Origin of the sequence: Kitasatospora sp. NPDC001603, from assembly GCF_040298365.1 — a bacterium.
GTDB lineage: Bacteria > Actinomycetota > Actinomycetes > Streptomycetales > Streptomycetaceae > Kitasatospora.
In genome coordinates this window covers 45094-62077 of the sequence record NZ_JBEPAA010000050.1, presented here as the reverse complement: position 1 = coordinate 62077, position 16984 = coordinate 45094, and the positions used below count along the sequence as shown (strand labels likewise).

The window sequence follows — 16984 nt, the reverse complement described above, 5'->3', positions numbered from 1 at the left end:
ACCGGCCTCCTCGCCCCCCGCCCCCCTCCGCGGCCCCCGCTCCCGGCCCCCCCCCTCGGCCCGTCTCTGGCCGTCGCGGCCCGGGCCGCGGAGCCCCCGGTGACCCCGGCCGCCGTGGACGCCCGGGGAGCCCGCGGGGTCTCCGGCGCCTCCGCGGCCCGCAGGAGGCCGGAGGCTAGCAGGTACTGGGCCAGGAGGTACGTCGCCATGATCCAGAACTGGTGCCCGGGCAGCTCGCGCCACTGCGCGAGCTTGGTGGCGATCAGGGTGTCGGAGAGCAGGAAGAGCGCCCCGCCGAGGCCGGTGCGCCACCCCAGCCCGGCCGAGGTGACGGCGGTCGAGGCGAGCAGCAGGCTGTACCCGGCCACCGGCGCCCGGAGGCCGCCGAGGTCCGGCCAGAGCCGGCCCACCATCACGGCCCAGGCCGTCGCGTACGCGGCCGTGACGATCAGCGCACGCCGCCGGTCCGTGAGCGCCCCTTGCCGGACGAACATCGTCACGTAGCAGACGTGCGCCGCCGCGAAGGAGCCCATCCCGGCCAGGAACGCGGTGTCGTCGCCGAGCTGGAGCAGGACGTCCCCGCCGCCGCTGAGCAGCAGCGCGGGCGCCAGCAGCTTCGGCGCCTCCCGCCCGGCCGCGGTGGCGGCCGTGACGCTGTGCGCGGCCAGCAGCGGCATCAGCGCCGGCTTGGTGGCGTGCCGCAGGGCGGGCGTGTCGGTGAGCAGCGCGCCCAGATGGGCCGCCGAGGTGGCGGCGAAGCCGGTGAGCAGCCCGGTGGCGGAGCGCAGGCGCCCGCCGAGGACGGCGCGGGTGGTGGTGCGGATGCTCATGCGGCGGTGTCCTCCGGTGGGTGGGGGCGGGCGGCCCGTTCGTCCGCACCCTAGGCGACCGGGTCCGTCCGGGGAAGGCCGGGTTACCCGCTGGTACTACCCGGGCGTAGGCCGGCGCGCGCCGACGGCCGGGGCCGCTCCGGCGGGGTACGCGCGGACCAATTCGCCGCGAGCTCCGGTTGGGGCCACCGGCGGTCGCGCCCACCGTCTAGTCTGGTCCACGACATGGAGCAGCAGGAGTACGCGGCCGGCACCACGCGGGTGGCCGGCGGCACGTCGGACGGGCGCACGGGCGGGGCGGGGCAGGGCACCACCGTCGCCGTCGTCGCCGTACGCGAAGCCGGTCCTGACGCTCCGCAGGAGACCGGAGGGGCTGTCCTCTCGCCCGATCCGGGGCTGCTCCGGCTGGCGCACTGGTTCGCCGAAGCCGATCCCGGGACCGCCGACGACCTCTGCGTCGCCACCTTCGGCCTCTACCCGGCCCGCCACTTCGGCGTCCCGGCCGAGCCGGTGACCGGTCCGGAGGCGGCGGCCGGTGACGCCGTCAGCTGGTGGCACGGTCCCACCGCGCACGCCCCCGCCGCGCTGCGGGTGCGCGAGCCGCGGCCGGCGCGCCGCCAGCGCCGGGCCCGGCGGGACGAGGGGGCGCTGCCCGTCGTCCGCTCAGGAGCCAAGCCGGGTCTGCCCGGAAAGCACCGCAAGCCCGAGCCGGCCCGCTCGGCCGCCGGCGCGCAGGACCGTTCCGCCGCCGCCGAGCGCCGGATCGCCGCCCGGCTGCTGCTCGCCCACCCGCTGGTCACCGCCTCCGGGCCGCACGCCGACGGGTTCCCGCTGATCCGGCGTCACCGCGACTGGCTGACGGGCCAGTTCGACACCCTGCTCGGCTACCGCCTGGTGGTCGGCCCCTGGCACGCCCGCCTCTACAAGGCCGGGCTCGGCCCCGGCGCCGCCCGCCGGCTCGAACACCCCGGCACCGGCGCGCCGTTCACCCCCGGCGGCTACGCCCAGCTCGCCCTCGCGCTGTCCCTGCTGGTGGACGCCCCCGAACGGCTCCCGCTCGGCCCCCTGCTGGCGGCGATGCGGGACGCCGCACCCGGTCCGGCCGCCACGCCCGCCGACCTCGCGATGGCCCTCGCCGCACTGGCCGACTGGCAGGTGCTCGGCGAGATACCCGCCGACCGGAGCGCGGACGGCGTCGTCCTGACGGTCGACCGGGAGCTGGCCCGCGCCGTACCCGCGGGCCCGCCCGCCCTCGCCGACGACGCCGCCGACCTGATCCGCCGCGCCGCCGGGGCCGAGCCCGGCACCGCCGTGCGCCGCCGCCTCGCCGAGACCCCCGCCGTGCTCGCCGCCGACCTGCCCGCGGACCAGCGCGACTGGCTCGACCTCCACCGCCGGACCGGCCCGGCCGCGCTCGCCGAGTTCCTCGGCCTGGAGGCCGAACTGCGGGCCGAGGGGGTCGCCCTGCTCGACCCCGCCGACGAACTCACCGACCTCGCCCTGCCGGGGGCCGGCACCCTCGCCCAGGCCGCCCTGCTGCTGGTCGAGCGCCTGGTCGAGGAGGTCCGCCCGCTCCCCGGCGAGGCCACCGGCGCGGACGTCCCGATCCCGGACGCGCTGATAGACGGCGTCCTCGGGGACATCGCCGACGAGTACGGGCTGCCGGCCGGCTGGCGGCGCGACTACCTCGCCGACCGCACCGCGCTGCGCCGCGACGCCCTCGACCTGCTGCACCGGATGGGCCTGATCACCCCCGCGCCGCGCGGCACCCGGCCGCCGGGCTGGCTGCTGCGCGCCCCCGCCGCCCGCTTCGCTCCGGCGCCCGATCTGCGGCCGGCCCCGGGGACGGGCCGGCACTCCCGCCGGGAGGCCCCGGTGGCGGCCCCGGCCGGCCCCCGGGCGGAGCAGCGGGCCTGAGCGCCACCGGCCCGCCGTCGAGCGGGTCGCGCGTCGGGAACGACAGAAGCACCGCGTCCGTGGCCGGTGGGCCGGACGGCGGTGCCTGGGGTCGGGCGCGGAGGGCGGCGGGATCAGCGGGTCATCGTCGGGCGGTGGCCGCCGTGAGCGGGCCGTGCTGGGCGGCTTCGACGGTGGCTCCCACACCGAGCGTGCCGAGGGCGATGGAGGCGAGAACGGCGGCACAGGCCAGGAAGCGGCGGTGGCGCTGCGGGAGCGGGAAGCGCGGATCCTGGAGGGTCGCCGGAGGGTTGGCGTTCATGACAGGGAGCGTTCCAGGGCGGCGTGAACGAGCGGTACGCGCGGGTGAAGTCCGGATGGGGGCCAAGCGTCGGTTCGTGCCGGATCCGCCCCGCCCCGGGGCGGGGCGGATCCGGGGCGGTCACCGGGACGGCGGTCGCGGCCCCCGCCGGGCGTCGGCCATCGCCTCGCCGACGGCCAGCCGGACGGCGTCCCGCAGGCCGTGCGCGGCGTGGAACCGAGAGGGGCCGGCCGCCGGATCCTCGCGCAGCTCCTTCACCAGGGCGACGCAGAGCAGCAGCATCACCACCACGAACGGCAGCGCGACCAGGATGGTGGCGTTCTGCAGCGCGGTGAGCCCGCCGGCCAGCAGCAGCGCGGCGGCGACCCCGCCCATCAGCACGCCCCAGACCACCACCAGCCAGGTGCGCGGGTGCAGCGAGCCCCGGCTGGAGAGCGAGCCGAGCACCAGCGAGGCGGAGTCGGCACTGGTGATGAAGAAGGTCATCACCAGCAGGACCGCGATCACGCTGGTCACCGAGCCGAGCGGGAGCGAGCGCAGCATCTCGAACAGCGAGGCCTCGGCGCCCTGGGGGATGGTGGCCACCAGGTCGGCCTCGCCGGTGGAGTTCAGCCGGATCGCCGTCCCGCCCATCACGCAGAACCAGACCACCGTCGCCCCGCTGGGGACCAGCAGCACGCCGGTGAGGAACTGCCGGATGGTCCGGCCGCGCGAGATGCGGGCGATGAAGGTGCCGACGAACGGCGCCCAGGAGAGCCACCAGGCCCAGTAGAAGATCGTCCAGGAGCCGAGCCAGCTCTCGTCGGTGAAGGCGCCGGTCTGGGTCGACATGGCGACCAGGTCGGAGAGGTAGCCGCCGACGGTGGACGGGATCGCGTCCAGGACGAAGACCGACGGGCCGAACACGAAGACGAAGAGCATGATCAGCGAGGCCAGCACGACGTTCGAGGTGGAGAGCCACTTGACGCCCTTGTGCACGCCGGAGAAGGCGGAGAGGACGAAGGCGGCGGTCAGCGAGCCGATGATGACCAGCTGGGTGCGTTCGGTGTTCTCGACGGAGGAGATGAAGCCGAGGCCGTCCGCCACCTGGAGGGCGCCCAGGCCGAGGCTGGTCGCCGAGCCGAAGACGGTCGCGAACACCGCCAGCAGGTCGATCGCCCGGCCGGGCCAGCCGTTCGCGCCGCGTTCGCCGATCAGCGGGACGAAGGCGGCGGAGATCCGGTTGCCCCGGCCCTTGCGGAAGGTGGTGTAGGCGAGCGCCAGGCCGCCGACCGCGTAGATCGCCCAGGGGTGCAGGGTCCAGTGGAAGAGCGAGAACTCCAGCGCCTGCTGGGCGGCGGCCGGGCTCTGCGGCTCCAGGCCGGAGCCGGGCTGCGGCGCGGCGTAGAGCTGGAGCGGTTCGCCGACGCCGTAGAACATGAGGCCGATGCCCATGCCGGCGCTGAACATCATCGCGACCCAGGCGAGGGTGGAGAACTCCGGCTCGTCGTCGTCGCGGCCGAGCCGGATCCGGCCGAAGCGGCTGAACGCGAGCAGGACGGTGAGCACCAGGAAGACGTCGGCGGCGACCACGAACAGCCAGCCGAAGTTGTGCAGCACCCAGCCGAGCGCGGTGTCGGACGTCCGGCCGAGCGAGTCCTCGGCGAAGACGCCCCAGGCGACCACCCCCAGCACCAGCACGGCACTGACGCCGAACACCGTCCGGTCGACGGGGAGGGTCGCGGCGGGTTCGTCCGGGCCTGGTGGCTGGCTGCTCATGAAGGTCCCTCTCCTGGCGTACTGGACGGTCGGCGACACGATCGGAAAATGGATACATGTCGTACTATGTCCACTCCTCGGGGGTGCCGGGGGGAGGGCACGCCGGGGAGAGGCGACCGGACGGGCCGTCAGGGCGAGGGCCGGCGCGCCGGGCGGACGGGCCGTCAGGCGGCCGCGTACGCGCGGGCGGAGGGCCCGGTGGCCGGGGCGGCGGTGTCCAGGTACCCGGCCAGGGCCTGCCGGCTGCGGGTCAGCTCGGCGATCCGGGTGTCGAGTTCGGCCAGCTCGCCGCGGAGGGTGGCGAGCAGGTCGGGGCAGGCCTCCAGGGCGGGGACGGGGCCGCTCGCGCACGGCAGGATCTCGGCGATCACCCGGGTGGACAGGCCCGCCGCGAGCAGGCCGCGGATCTGCCGCACCCGGATCTGGTCGCCCTCGCGGTACTCGCGGTAGCCGGCGGCCGACCGGTCCGGTTCGAGCAGCCCCTGCTCCCCGTAGTACCGCAGCAGGCGGGTGGACACCCCGGTCAGGCGGGCGAGTTCTCCGATGCGCATGACCGGGCGAACGCCCGTCCGGGCCGGGCTGTTCCCGGCCCGGACGCGGCGGGGCCGTCGCTACGCCGGCCGACCGGTCACGAAGTCCATCAGCAGCGCGCGCAGTTCGGGCAGGCGCTCGACCACCGGGAGGTGCCCGCTGGCGAGTTCGACCAGCCGGGCGCCCGGGATGCCCTCGGCCAGGGCGCGGTGCTGGCTCGGCGCGACCAGCATGTCCTCGGTGGTGCTGATCACCAGCGTCGGCACGGTGACCCGGGCCAGGTCGCCGCGTACGTCCACCCGGCCGGCCAGGCCGAACTGCTGGCGGTAGCCGGCCGGGACGGGGGCGAGCAGGGCGGCGCGCAGGTCCGCGAGCTGCTCGGCGGTGAGCGCGTCGACCCAGGTCTCGCCGAAGGCGACCGCGAGCACGAAACGGGCCAGCAGCTCCGGGTGGTCGGCCAGGCCGGCGGCCAGCTCGGCGGTGAGCCGGAGCCGGTGGTCGCCGCCGGCCACCCCGGCGAGCAGCAGCAGCGAGCGGACCCGGGCCGGGTGCCGGGTGGCGGCGCGGACGGCGACGGCGGCCCCGAGCGAGTACCCGGCCAGGTCGAAGCTCTCCAGGCCCTCCTCGACGGCGGCGGCGACCAGCCGGTCCGCCAGCTCGTCGAGCGAGGGCCCGGCCGGCTCGAACGGGGTGTCGCCGGAGCCGGGGAAGTCGGGTGCGACGACGGTGCGGTGGGCGGCGAGGTCGTCCAGCAGCGGCCCCCAGTTGTCCCGGGCGCTGCCGCCGGCGCCGTGCGCGAGCAGCAGGCCCGGGCCGGAGCCCCGGACGATCCGGGCCAGCGCGGGCGGGGTGGCGGGGGACGGCTCGGTCATGGCGGGGCTCCTGTTCACCTGGATGGCTCGGTGACCGGCACGCTAGGAGTTCACACCGGTGTGAAGGTCAAGTCCGGTGCGGGCCGAACCGTCCGCGCGGCGTCGATCGGCGGGATCGGCGGACGCGACACGGTTCGCGATCGTATGATCCGGGCGTGACCGGAGGCCCGAGCGCCGCGAGACCGACCGGGCGGACCGCCGCCCCGGTCCGGAGCGCCGCTGCCCGCCGGGCCGTCGCCCGCCGCGCCAGACGCACCGACCGCTGTCGCTGAGCCCCGCCCGCGCGCCCCGCGCCGGGCCGGAGCGGGCCCGCGCCGTCGGCGCCCCGTCCCCGCCCGCCCGGCCGCGCGGCCCGCCCGACCGTCCGCCGCAACCGAACGGAAGTGTGCCCGTGCCCACCGCGAACCCCCTTCGGACCACCCCCGCGAGCCCGATCCCCGGCGAGGCCGCCTACGACCGGCTCCGCCGCCGGCAGTGGTCGGCCGGCGAGGCCCGCGCCGACGGCGTCGAGCGCCGGACCCTGCTGCGGATGCTCACCGCCGCCGGGGTGCTCGCCGCACCCGCCGCCGGCGGGCTGGTCGTCCCGGACCGCGCCCGGGCGCGGACCGCGACCGCCGCGCCGGGAGCGCTTGCCGAGCCGCCCACGGCCCTCGCGGGTACGGTGTCCCCCGTGCCCGGCATCGTGAAGCCGCTGCCCGCCGAGTGGTTCCTCCCGCGCGGGACCAACGCCGAGATGCGCTGGGACGCGCTGCGCGACGCGGCGGGCGCGATCGGTCGGCACGTCCCGGTGGAGCGGTTCTTCGTCCGCAACCACACCAGTACCCCGGTCATCGACGCCGACAGCTGGCGGCTGCGGCTCTTCGGCAGCGGCCTGCGCGGCGGCCCGGACGCCGGGCGGCCGGTCGAGTTCGGCCTGGCGGACCTGCGCGCCCTGCCCTCGACCAGGATCAGCGCCCTGATCGAGTGCGCCGGCAACGGCCGCAGCTTCTACGCCACCCAGCAGAACCAGCCCGTGCCCGGCACCCCCTGGACGCTCGGCGGGGTCGGCTCCGCCCAGTGGCGCGGCGTGCGGCTGGCCGAGGTGCTGCACCGGGCCGGACTGACCCGGGACGCGGTGGACGTGCTGCCCAGCGGCCTCGACCCGGCGTACGTGAGCGGCGGCGTCGACTTCGGCCGGGTGCGCCGCCCGCTGCCGGTCGCGAAGGCGCTGGACGACGTGCTGCTCGCCTACGAGATGAACGGCGAACCGCTGACGCCCGACCACGGTGCGCCGCTGCGGCTGGTGGTGCCGGGCTGGATCGGGATCGCCTCGATCAAGTGGGTCGGCTCGATCGAGGTCGCCGACCAGCCGCTGTACTCGCCCTGGAACACCGACTTCTACCGGATGTTCGGTCCTGACTACCCGGCCGGCGGAAGTGCGCCGGTCACCACCCAGGTGGTGAAGAGCGCCTTCGAACTCGCCCGTGACGCGGTGCTGGCGGCGGGCCGCGAGCACCGCCTGTACGGACGCTCCTGGTCGGGCGCGGCGCCGGTCCGCCGGGTCGAGGTGAGCACCGACGGCGGCCGGCGCTGGCACCGCGCCGAGCTGCGGGACGAGCCGCGCGCCGACAACTGGACGCGCTGGAGCCTCGACTGGCGCCCGGACCGGACCGGCCCGTACGAGCTGCGGGCGCGCGCGACCGACCGCCGCGGCAACACCCAGCCCGCGACGTCCGTGTTCAACCGCGAGGGCTACCTGTTCGACGCGGTGGTGGTCCACCCGGTGACGGTCGCCTGACGCCGCTCAGCCGGTGGGGCTGGCCTCGTACGGCGCCCCGTACGGCGTCTCGTACGGGGTCAGCACCAGCCGCACCACGTCCTCCAGCCGCCGCCGGGCGTCGCCGAGCGTGGTGCGGCCGGTCACCCAGGCGGTGAGCTCGCCCTGCCAGGCGTGGCCGACGATGTGCCGCACCAGGTCGCTCGCGGCGGCCGGCACCTCGGCCATCACCGCCTGGAGCGCGGTGCTGTCGGCCCGGGCCATGCCCTGCAGCGCCTCGCTGGCGAAGGGGTCGGTGGAGGCGGCGACGGCCACCCGGAGCCGGGCCAGTTCGGGCTGGCGCTGGTAGGCGCGCATGCCTCCGCGCACGAAGCGCACCACCCGGTCGGTGGCCCCCAGCCCGGCCCGCGGTCCGCGCAGCTCCGCCACCAGGTCGGCCAGCAGCAGCCGGTGCCATTCGGCGATGGCCGCGGCCAGCAGGTGGTCCTTGGAGGAGAAGTAGCGGTACGCCGTCCCGAGGGCGACTCCGGACCGCTCGCAGACCTGTTTCATCTGCAGCCGCTCGACACCGATCTCGTTCACCAGGGCGAGCGCGGCCGCGATCAGGGACTCGCGGCGTTCGAGCTGACGTGGAGACATCGCCTCCACCGGTCGTGGTGACAGGTCAACCTTGGTCACCCGCACCATGATACGGCTCGGAACCGCTCAGGAGTATGACGCCGACCGGTCGCCCCGCGTTCGCCCGCCGTCCACCGGTGGCCGGCGGACGGCGGCGCGGAACCGGGGTCAGTGCGCCCGGGGTGCCCGGTCGCGGATCAGGGCCTCCTGGACGGCGGAGGCGACCAGCCGGCCGTCCCGGTCGTAGAACTCGCCGAGCGACAGCCCCCGGCCGTCCGAGGAGGAGGGGCTGCGCTGGGCGAACAGCAGCCACTCGTCGGCCCGGAACGGGCGGTGGAACCACATCGCGTGGTCCAGCGAGGCCATGATCAGCCGGGGCGGCTCGGTGCGCTGGAAGAAGTTCGGCTGGACGTGCAGCCCGGCCGTCGAGGCCAGCGTGAGGTCCGAGAGGTAGGTCAGCGCGCAGACGTGCAGCAGCCGGTCCCCGGCGGGGAGCGGGGAGGCGGTGCGCAGCCAGACGAACTGCTGCGGCATGCCCGGGACGGCCGGCGGCACGCCGGGCGCGTCCGGCGGGACGAACCGCAGGTCCAGTGAGCCGAAGCCGCCCGTGCGGGTCAGCGCGGCGCGGGCCTCGGCGTCCCAGCCCGCCAGCGCGTCCGGCAGCTCCTCCGGGCCGGGCAGCGCCGGCATCTCCCGGTGGCGGTCGGCGGCGGGCTCGGGCCGCTTGAAGGAGGCGGAGAGCGTGAAGATCGCTTCGCCGCCCTGGACGGCGGTCACCCGGCGGGTGGCGTAGGACATCCCCTGGCGGACCCGGTCGACCTCGTAGCGGATCGGCCGGGACGGGTCCCCGGGGAGCAGGAAGTAGCTGTGCAGCGAGTGCACGTCCCGGTCGTCGCCGATGGTGTGCCCGGCGGCGGTCAGCGCCTGCGCGGCGACCTGGCCGCCGAAGGCGCGCATCGGGGCGCCGGCGTGGCAGCGCCCCCGGAACGTGTTCTCGTCCAGCCGCTCGATCCGCAGCAGCTCGGCGAACGAGCCGGCGGTGTCGGCGGCCGGGCTCTCCTTCTCGGTCAGGTCGGTCACGGGGACATAGTGGCAGAAGCCGCCGTCCGGCGGTGTGACCGGGGTAACCCGGGGGAGCGGGGGAGCCGGATAGAACCTGTTCCATTACTGGCCCCGGTCCGGGCGCTCTCCGACGGATTGTCAGTCGCCCCTCCTAGCGTGCTCCGCATGACGCAAGCCGCACACGCGTACGCCTATCTGCGCCCGTCCGCCGTTCTCGACGGGGCCGACGGCCCACGCCTCGCCCTGGAGACCTCCGGCGGCGCCACGCCGCTCGGCGCGGTCGCCAACCCGCGCTTCTTCGCGGGCTTCCTGGCCGACCCGGCCCCGGCCGCCGCCGCGCTGCTCGCGGTCGCCGACGTGGCCGCCGCCCGCTACTACCAGCCGCTGCTGCGCGCCTCGCTCGACCCGGTGGTCACCGCCAACGGCGACCGGCTGCGCTTCGAGTCCTTCTCCGGCTGCTGCGGCGTCTACGCCCGGCTCGACGTGCTCCGGGCGGGGCTCGACGGCGACGACATCGGCCACGGCACCACCAACGTCGACGTCAACAACCCGCTGCGGGAGGCGCTCACCCGGATCGGTCCGGCCGAGCCGCTGCACCTCGCGGTGGGGCCCGACGCACTGGAGGTCACCACCTTCGACGGACCGGTCGTCGAGAAGAAGGTCCCGCTGCCCGAGCGCTGGGTGCGCGGCTTCGCCGAGACCCAGGTGACGGCCGCCGCCTTCGACCTGCGCGCCGAGCTGCCCGCCGCCGAGGCGGTCCGCTTCCTGCGCTCGCTGCCGCGCGGCGGCGGGCGGGCCCGGTCCGCCGCCGGCTGGGTCGTCCCGGCCGGCCGGACGCTGCGCCCGACCACCCGGCCCGTCCCCGGCGCGGTCTGCCTGCCCGGCCCGGAGCGGCTGGTGGCGCTCCAGCGGGTGCTGCGGCACGCGCTGGCCCTGCGGGTGTACGGCCCGGTCGCGGGCGACGCCCCGGCGGCCTCCGCCTGGGAGGTGGTGCTGCCCGGCATGCGCCTCACCCTCACCCTCTCGCCGGACGCCTCACGCGGCTTCTCCGGGGAGGGCGGCGTGCTCGGCGCGCTGGCCACCGGCGCCGCCGAGCAGGACGCCGAGCTGGTCGCGGTGCTGCTGGCCTGGGAGCCGCGGATCGACGTCGCCGAACTCGCCGAGCAGTCCGGGCTCACCCCGGCCCGGGTCCGGGCCGCCCTCACCAGGCTCGGCACCGCCGGGCAGATCGGCTACGACACCGCCGAGGCCGCCTACTTCCACCGCCAGCTGCCGTACGACGCCGGCCGGGCCGAGGCGCGGAACCCGCGGCTGCGGGCCGCGCACGCGCTGGTCGCGGCGGGCGCGGTACGGCTGGAGCCGGGCGGCGCGCTCGCCGAGGTCACCGTGGACGACCACCACCAGCGGGTGCGCACGGACGAGGCGGGCCGGGTGAGCTGCACCTGCCTCTGGTGGGCCAAGTACCGGGGCGGACGCGGTCCGTGCAAGCACGCGCTGGCGGTCGCCGTGGTGCGGGAGCGGGTCGCGAGCGGGCGGGAGGCGGGCGCGTGAGCGGCGTCGAGGAGTTGCTGCGGGCGGTTCGCGAAGGGCGGACCCCGCAGGTGCCGGCGCTGGTCGCGGCGCTCGGCCCGGCCGAGCGGCGGGCCTGTCTGCCGGCCCTCAAGGAGCTGCGCAAGGAGCTCCGCGGCGAGTGGTCGAACGCGGCGACCGCGCGGGCCGGGGCGGTGCTGGTGGCCGGCGCGGGCTGCCACGCCGGGCCGGCCGGCGCCGCCGCCTGGATCGGCGGGCGGGACTTCGCCGGCCGCTCCTGCGCCCGCCACCCGGCGCTCGGCACGGTCGTCGAGGCCCAGCCGGTCGAGTGGCAGATCGAGGTGGTCAACCGGCTGGCGGCCCGCCGCGGCTCGGGCTGGAGCTGGGACCTCTACCCGCTGATCGAGCGGACCGTCCGGCGGACCGGCTGCCCGGTGCCGGCCACCGAGGCCTTCACCGGCGAGTGGCTCGACCGGGTCGGGGCCGACGACGGCCGCCGGGACCGGAGCCGGACGCTGCTGGAGCACCTGCGCGAGGACGCCTTCACTCCGGTGCTGGCGCCCCGGGTGTTCGAACTCGCCGACATCGGCTGGCGGTTCGAGCACCGGCGCACCGAGCGGCCCGGGGACTCCTGGCCCGCCGCCCTCACCGCGCTGGCGGCCGAGGGCCGGGTGGACCGCGCCGAGCTGATCGACCGCTGCCTGGCCCGGCTGGTGCGCGGCGGCAAGCCGGGTGACCAGCGGGCCTTCCTGGGCGTCCTGGCGGCACTCGCGCCGAGCCCGGACGAGTACGCGAAGCAGGTCCGGAGTCTGGTCGCCATGCTGGACGCGCTCTCGGTGATCGCCGGCCACGCCCAGCAGGTGCTGTCCGAGCTGGACGCCGCCGGGCTGGTCGAGCCCGAGGTGCTGGCGGAGGCCTCGGCGGTGGTGCTGTTCCGGACCGAGAAGAAGCTGGTGCGCGCCCAGCTGGGCTGGCTGGACAAGGCCGCGAAGCGCTCGCCCGAACGCGCCGGCCCGGTGGTGCTGGCGGCCGCCGAGGCCTTCGGCCACCCCGACTCCGCCCTCCAGGAGCGGGCCCTCGCCGTGGTCGCCCGCCACCTGCGGGCGGCGGGCGAGGCGGTGCTGCCCGACCTGCGCCTCGCCGCCGAGGGGCTGAACCCGGCCCACCACGCCCGCGCGGGCGAGCTGCTGGGCGCGCCGGTCGGCGGCGACGACCCGGACACCGGCTGGAGCGAGCTGCTCCCGCCCGCTCCGGTGCCGAGGCCGCTGGGCGAGCCGATCGCGACGGCCGCCGAGGTCGCCGAGGAGCTGTCCGTGCTGCTGGCCGCCGCGCAGCCCGAGGTCGCGGACTTCGAGCGCACCCTGGACGGTCTCGTCCGGCACGCGCACCTCGACCGCGCGGCGCTCGCCGAGGCGCTGGCGCCGGTGCTGCGGGTGCACCCGTGGACCGGGTTCGGCCGGTGGCACGACTGCGGGCCGGAGGACGTGCTGTACGTCGCGGCCGTGATCGCCGGTGCGGCCGACCCGCGCCTGCGCGGCGCCGTCTTCCGGGACAGGAACTCGGTGCCGCTGCGCGGCGGGCACAACACGGTGTACGGCAACGTGTTCGCCGTCCGGCTGACCGAGGCGGCCGAGCGGGTCACGGCCGACCGGCCGCCGCTGCTGCTCGCCACCCCGACCGACACCACCGGCGCGCTGTCGGCGCAGGCCCTGGTCGACCGGCTGGGCCGCTACCAGGAGGCCGGGGTCGAGCCGGGGGAGGCCGATCTGCACGCGGCGCTGCTGCGGCTCACCGTGACCGCGGACGAGGCCGTGCTGGCCGCCGCCGACCGGCTGACCTCGCCGGCCGGGCGCTGGACGGCCCGCTGGCTGCGCGAGGGGGGTCTGCCGGGCCAGCCCTCCGAACGGGTGCGGTTCGCGCCGCCCGCCCGGGACGCCGGCGCCCGGTCGTTCTTCTGGGAGCGCCGGCGGGAGCACCAGTGGGAGGGCGTCAAGCGGATCTGCGTCGCCCAGCCCGGCGTCGGGGCGGGCCCCGCGGGCCCGGCCGGCGAGCGGCTGGGCGCCGAGTTCCGGGCGCTGCTGGCGGCCACCGAGCCCAGCGTGGCGCGGGCGTCGGCCCAGGACGAGTGGCTCTGGCAGCCGACCGCGCACTGGGCCGCCGTCCTGCCGCACCACCGGGAGGAGCTGGCCGCCCGCTGGCTCGACGGGTTCGCCGACGGCGCCGACCGGGAGCAGCGCGGCGCCGCCGGGCTGCTGCCCGTCCTCGCCGAGGCCGGCGGACCGGCTGGTCCCGCGCTGCACCTGGCGCTGGCGTACGGGCTGGGCGCCCGCTTCCCCGAGGACCGCACGGCCGCGGTGGACGCCCTGCTCGTCCTCGCCGCCCGCAGGTGCCTCGACGGCGGGCTGCTCGGCCGTGAGCTGGGGGAGCTGGTCACCGAGGGCACGGTGAAGCCCAACCGGCTGGCCCAGGCGCTGACCGCGGCCGCCGACACCGGCGCGTACGGCACGGTCTGGTCGGTCCTGGCGCCCGCGCTGCCGGCCGTGCTGGCGGGCGCCGCGGGCCGGGGCACCGGTGAGCTGGTCGCGCTGGCCGCCGACTGCGCCCGGCGCAGCTCGGCCCGGGGCCCGATCCCCGAGGTGACGGAGGCGGCGGCCCGGCCCGGTACCGCCCGCCTGGTGAAGGAGGCCCGCGCCCTGCGCGACATCCTGGCGGGGTGACGCCCGGGGTGACCCGTGGAGCCCGGCCGCCCGCCCCTGCCGCCCGGGCCGCAGGGGCCCGGGCGGCAGGCCCTAGGGTGAGCCGGTCCGTTCCTCGCCGAGACCACTGCCCGGAGCCCCCGTGCTGCACCTGCGCCTGATCGTCCCCCACGACCTGCGGAAGGCCGTCCTCGACAGCCTGGACGGCTTCGTCGGCGTGACCCATGTGGTGGTCCTGCCGGACGCCGCCGTCCGGCCCGCCGGGGACGTGGTGCTCTGCGACGTGCCGCGCGAGTCGGCGGACGAGGTGCTCGGGGCGCTGCGGGAGACCGGGCTCTCCGAGCGGGGGGCGATCAGCGCCGAGGAGGTCGCGCTGACCCTCTCGGCCGCCGCCGACGAGGCCGAGCGGCTCGCGCCGGGAGAGGGAGCGGACGCGCTGGTCTGGGAGGCGGTCTCCGAGATCACCCACGAGGAGTCCACCCTCACCGCCGTCTACCTGGCCTTCCTCACCGTCGCGACCATGCTGGCCGCGTGCGGGGCCGTGCTGGACAGCGCGATCCTGGTGGTCGGCGCGATGGCCGTCGGGCCGGAGTTCGGGCCGCTGGCCGGGTTCTGCGTCGCGCTGGTCCAGCGGCGGGCCCGGCCCGCCCTGCGGTCGCTGAACGCGCTGGTGGCCGGCTTCGCGGTCGCGATGGCGCTGACCGTCCTGTTCTCCCTGCTGATGGACGCCCTCGGGCTGTTCAGCCAGGCGGCTTTCGACGGAGCGCGGCCGAACACCTCGTTCATCTGGCAGCCGGACGCGACCTCCTTCGTGGTCGCCCTGCTCGCGGGTGTCGCCGGTCTGCTCTCGCTGACCTCGGCGAAGGCCGGGATGCTGGTCGGCGTGGCGATCTCGGTGACCACCGTACCGGCGGCCGCCAACGCGGCGGTCGCGCTCGGCTACGGCGACCTGAACCAGTTCTGGGGCTCCAGCTGGCAGCTGCTGGTGAACATGCTGGGCATCGTGGTGGCGGGGGTGCTGACGCTGCTGGTGCAGCAGGGTGCCTGGCGGGTGATCCGCCGCCGGGCGAAGCAGGAGGCGGCGAGCTGACGGCGGCAGCTGACGGCGCGGCGGGCTGACGCACGCCGGGCCGCCGCGGCTCAGACCGGTACGCCGTCGTCCTCCGCGGCGCCCTGGGGGCGGACCGGGGGGTGGCCCGCCGCCCCGGCCAGGCCGTCCGGGACGAGCAGTTCGCGGTCGTCGCGGGGCAGCGCCGCGACCGCCCGCCACCAGAGCCGCGGGGCGGGCGGGTCCGCCGGCTCGAAGGGTTTGCCGGGGCGCGGCACCGCCAGCCGGGCACCGAGCGCCTGGGCGGCGGCGACCACCCGTTCGGCGGGCTCCTCCCAGGGGTGCGGCGCCAGGTTGAAGGTGCACCAGTGGATCGGCAGCAGCAGCTCGCCGCCGAGGTCGAGATGGGCCCGGACGCCCTCCTCGGGCGTCATGTGCACCTCGGGCCAGAAGTCGCTGTACGCGCCGACCTGCATCATCGTCGCGTCGAAGGGCCCGAACCGGCGGCCGATCTCGGCGAACCCGGGGAAGTAGCCGGTGTCGCCGCTGTGGAAGAGCCGGTGCCCGCCGCCGGACACCACCCAGGACGCCCAGAGGAACAGCGCGCTGGTGCGCGGGCCGCGGCTGCAGTAGTGCCGGGCCGGGGTGGCGGTCAGCGTCAGGCCCGCCACCTCGGCCGACTCCCACCAGTCCAGCTCGACGATCCGGTCGGCCGGCACGCCCCAGTGCTCCAGGTGCGCGCCGACCCCGAGCGGGACGGCGAAGACCGCGTCGGTGGCGGACAGCGCGCGGACGGCGGCCATCTCCAGGTGGTCGTAGTGGTCGTGGGAGACCACCACGACGTCCACCGGGCCGAGTTCGGCGAGCGGCAGCGGGACGGGGTGCAGCCGCTTGGGACCGGTCCAGCCGAACGGTGAGCAGCGCTCGCCCCAGACCGGGTCGAAGAGCACCCGGCGGCCGCCGATCTCGGCCAGCACGGTGGCGTGGCCGAGCCAGCTGAGCCGCAGTCCGGACGCGGGGGGCCGGGCCAGGTCGACCGGGAGCAGCCGGTGCAGCGGCACGGCGGCGGTCGGCACCCGGCGGGTCCTGTCGGCGGCGAGCTGGGCGCGGGTGATCTCCAGCGGGCTGCGCTCGTACACCAGTCGGCGGGTCGGCAGCGGGTTGCGGAACGCGCCGTCCGCGAACTGCGGGGAGCGGTGGATCCGGGCCAGCCGCTCGCCCCGGGGGTCGGCCCCGAAGGCGTCCGTCCGGACCCGCTGCCAGGCCGCGCGGGGGAGTCCGGCCAGGCCCGGCGCCGTCGTGGTCGCTGAGGGGACGGAGAACTGCGAGGCCAGAGCGGCGACGCGGGAGAACCACGGGACGGGGCGGGGCACGGCACCTCCAAGGGGGCTGCGGCTACCGGGCATGCCGGGGCGCGTACCCACGGCGGTGAGACCGAAGCGGTACGACGACCATCTCGTCGGAGGTTACTCGCAGTGGGCGGTCCGGACCCGGTGGACGGCCCCACGCGTGCCGTTCGGCGTACGCCGGGCCGAACGGCACGTGCGGGCGGGCCCGGCCCGGCCCCCTGGGCTCAGGCGTAGAAGCGGGTGATCGTCTCGGCGACGCAGTGCGGCTTCTCGCTCTCCGCGCTGGTGATGGTGAACCGGACCACCGCCTGGACGCCACCGGGCACCTCGGTCGCGGAGACCAGCTCGGCGGTGGCCCGCAGCGCGGTGCCGACCGGCACCGGAGCCGGGAAGCGCACCTTCTCGGAGCCGTAGTTCAGCGCCATCCGGACGCCCTCCACGCTGTAGCACTCCTTGGCCAGCACCGGGATCATCGAGAGCGTGAGGTACCCGTGCGCGATGGTCGAGCCGAACCGGCTCTCCTTCGCCCGCTCCGGGTCGACGTGGATCCACTGGTGGTCGCCGGTGGCCTGGGCGAACAGGTCGATCCGCTCCTGCTCGACGGTGTGCCACCGGCTGGTGCCGAGTTCGGTGCCGACGGCGGCGGTCAGGTCGGCGAGGGAGGCGAAGGTCGTCACGGTGCGCTCCTGGTGGCAGGCGGAGGTGGGGGAACTCCG

The 16984-nt window shown here is 76.8% G+C and carries 14 protein-coding genes; 5 read left to right on the top strand and 9 right to left on the bottom strand.

Annotation, left to right across the window (positions count from 1 at the left end):
* A partial coding sequence (locus ABT263_RS27070; protein ID WP_352294186.1) for a lysoplasmalogenase occupies nucleotides 1-830 on the bottom strand: 830 nt, incomplete at its 3' end.
* A gap of 225 nt (nucleotides 831-1055) precedes the next feature.
* Between ABT263_RS27070 and ABT263_RS27065 the strand changes: the two genes are divergently transcribed.
* Nucleotides 1056-2747 carry a DUF2398 family protein gene (locus ABT263_RS27065; RefSeq protein WP_352294184.1) on the top strand — a complete coding sequence of 564 codons (1692 nt, stop codon included), beginning with the start codon at nucleotides 1056-1058 and terminating at the stop codon, nucleotides 2745-2747.
* A 121-nt stretch (nucleotides 2748-2868) separates the two neighbouring features.
* Here ABT263_RS27065 and ABT263_RS27060 read toward each other — a convergent pair whose 3' ends face one another.
* From ABT263_RS27060 to ABT263_RS27045, 4 genes are all read right to left on the bottom strand, one after another.
* On the bottom strand, nucleotides 2869-3048 hold the full coding sequence (locus ABT263_RS27060; protein ID WP_352294182.1) for a hypothetical protein: 180 nt from the start codon (nucleotides 3046-3048) through the stop codon (nucleotides 2869-2871).
* 120 nt (nucleotides 3049-3168) lie between these two features.
* A complete protein-coding gene (locus tag ABT263_RS27055) occupies nucleotides 3169-4806 on the bottom strand; it encodes a BCCT family transporter (protein WP_352294180.1) in 1638 nt (545 codons plus the stop codon).
* Between the two features lie 164 nt (nucleotides 4807-4970).
* Nucleotides 4971-5357 (bottom strand): MerR family transcriptional regulator, encoded by a 387-nt coding sequence (locus ABT263_RS27050; RefSeq protein WP_352294178.1) that lies wholly within the window; start codon nucleotides 5355-5357, stop codon nucleotides 4971-4973.
* Nucleotides 5358-5417: 60 nt separating this feature from the next.
* The gene (locus tag ABT263_RS27045) at nucleotides 5418-6209 is read right to left on the bottom strand and encodes an alpha/beta fold hydrolase (protein ID WP_352294176.1); all 792 of its coding nucleotides are present in this window, start codon (nucleotides 6207-6209) and stop codon (nucleotides 5418-5420) included.
* A 391-nt stretch (nucleotides 6210-6600) separates the two neighbouring features.
* On the opposite strand from ABT263_RS27045, the gene ABT263_RS27040 reads away from it, so the two are divergent.
* On the top strand, nucleotides 6601-7986 hold the full coding sequence (locus ABT263_RS27040; RefSeq protein ID WP_352294175.1) for a sulfite oxidase: 1386 nt from the start codon (nucleotides 6601-6603) through the stop codon (nucleotides 7984-7986).
* A 6-nt stretch (nucleotides 7987-7992) separates the two neighbouring features.
* Here the strand turns inward: ABT263_RS27040 and ABT263_RS27035 are convergent, their stop codons facing one another.
* Nucleotides 7993-8643 (bottom strand): TetR/AcrR family transcriptional regulator, encoded by a 651-nt coding sequence (locus ABT263_RS27035; protein ID WP_352294173.1) that lies wholly within the window; start codon nucleotides 8641-8643, stop codon nucleotides 7993-7995.
* A 108-nt stretch (nucleotides 8644-8751) separates the two neighbouring features.
* Nucleotides 8752-9663: an acyl-CoA thioesterase gene (locus ABT263_RS27030; protein ID WP_352294172.1), complete on the bottom strand. Its 912-nt coding sequence runs from the start codon at nucleotides 9661-9663 to the stop codon at nucleotides 8752-8754.
* A gap of 147 nt (nucleotides 9664-9810) precedes the next feature.
* Here ABT263_RS27030 and ABT263_RS27025 point away from each other — a divergent pair, with 147 nt between their 5' ends.
* The 3 genes from ABT263_RS27025 (at nucleotide 9811) to ABT263_RS27015 (ending at nucleotide 14961) form a co-directional block, all read left to right on the top strand.
* Nucleotides 9811-11196, top strand: coding sequence for an SWIM zinc finger family protein (locus ABT263_RS27025; RefSeq protein ID WP_352294170.1), 1386 nt, complete (start codon nucleotides 9811-9813; stop codon nucleotides 11194-11196).
* Nucleotides 11193-13892, top strand: coding sequence for a DUF7824 domain-containing protein (locus tag ABT263_RS27020; RefSeq protein WP_352294168.1), 2700 nt, complete (start codon nucleotides 11193-11195; stop codon nucleotides 13890-13892). The genes ABT263_RS27025 and ABT263_RS27020 overlap by 4 nt, the downstream gene beginning before the upstream one ends.
* A 121-nt stretch (nucleotides 13893-14013) precedes the next feature.
* Nucleotides 14014-14961 carry a DUF389 domain-containing protein gene (locus ABT263_RS27015; protein ID WP_352294166.1) on the top strand — a complete coding sequence of 316 codons (948 nt, stop codon included), beginning with the start codon at nucleotides 14014-14016 and terminating at the stop codon, nucleotides 14959-14961.
* Nucleotides 14962-15011: 50 nt separating this feature from the next.
* Here the strand turns inward: ABT263_RS27015 and ABT263_RS27010 are convergent, their stop codons facing one another.
* Nucleotides 15012-16205 carry an MBL fold metallo-hydrolase gene (locus tag ABT263_RS27010; RefSeq protein ID WP_352294188.1) on the bottom strand — a complete coding sequence of 398 codons (1194 nt, stop codon included), beginning with the start codon at nucleotides 16203-16205 and terminating at the stop codon, nucleotides 15012-15014.
* A gap of 287 nt (nucleotides 16206-16492) precedes the next feature.
* Nucleotides 16493-16945: a MaoC family dehydratase gene (locus ABT263_RS27005; protein ID WP_329490640.1), complete on the bottom strand. Its 453-nt coding sequence runs from the start codon at nucleotides 16943-16945 to the stop codon at nucleotides 16493-16495.
* Nucleotides 16946-16984: the final 39 nt, after the last annotated feature.

Bases quoted from the DNA above. Each gene is read 5' to 3' on its own strand.
- ABT263_RS27065 (WP_352294184.1), top strand. From the start codon at position 1,056: ATGGAGCAGCAGGAGTACGCGGCCGGCACCACGCGGGTGGCCGGCGGC.
- ABT263_RS27060 (WP_352294182.1), bottom strand. From the start codon at position 3,048: ATGAACGCCAACCCTCCGGCGACCCTCCAGGATCCGCGCTTCCCGCTC.
- ABT263_RS27055 (WP_352294180.1), bottom strand. From the start codon at position 4,806: ATGAGCAGCCAGCCACCAGGCCCGGACGAACCCGCCGCGACCCTCCCC.
- ABT263_RS27050 (WP_352294178.1), bottom strand. From the start codon at position 5,357: ATGCGCATCGGAGAACTCGCCCGCCTGACCGGGGTGTCCACCCGCCTG.
- ABT263_RS27045 (WP_352294176.1), bottom strand. From the start codon at position 6,209: ATGACCGAGCCGTCCCCCGCCACCCCGCCCGCGCTGGCCCGGATCGTC.
- ABT263_RS27025 (WP_352294170.1), top strand. From the start codon at position 9,811: ATGACGCAAGCCGCACACGCGTACGCCTATCTGCGCCCGTCCGCCGTT.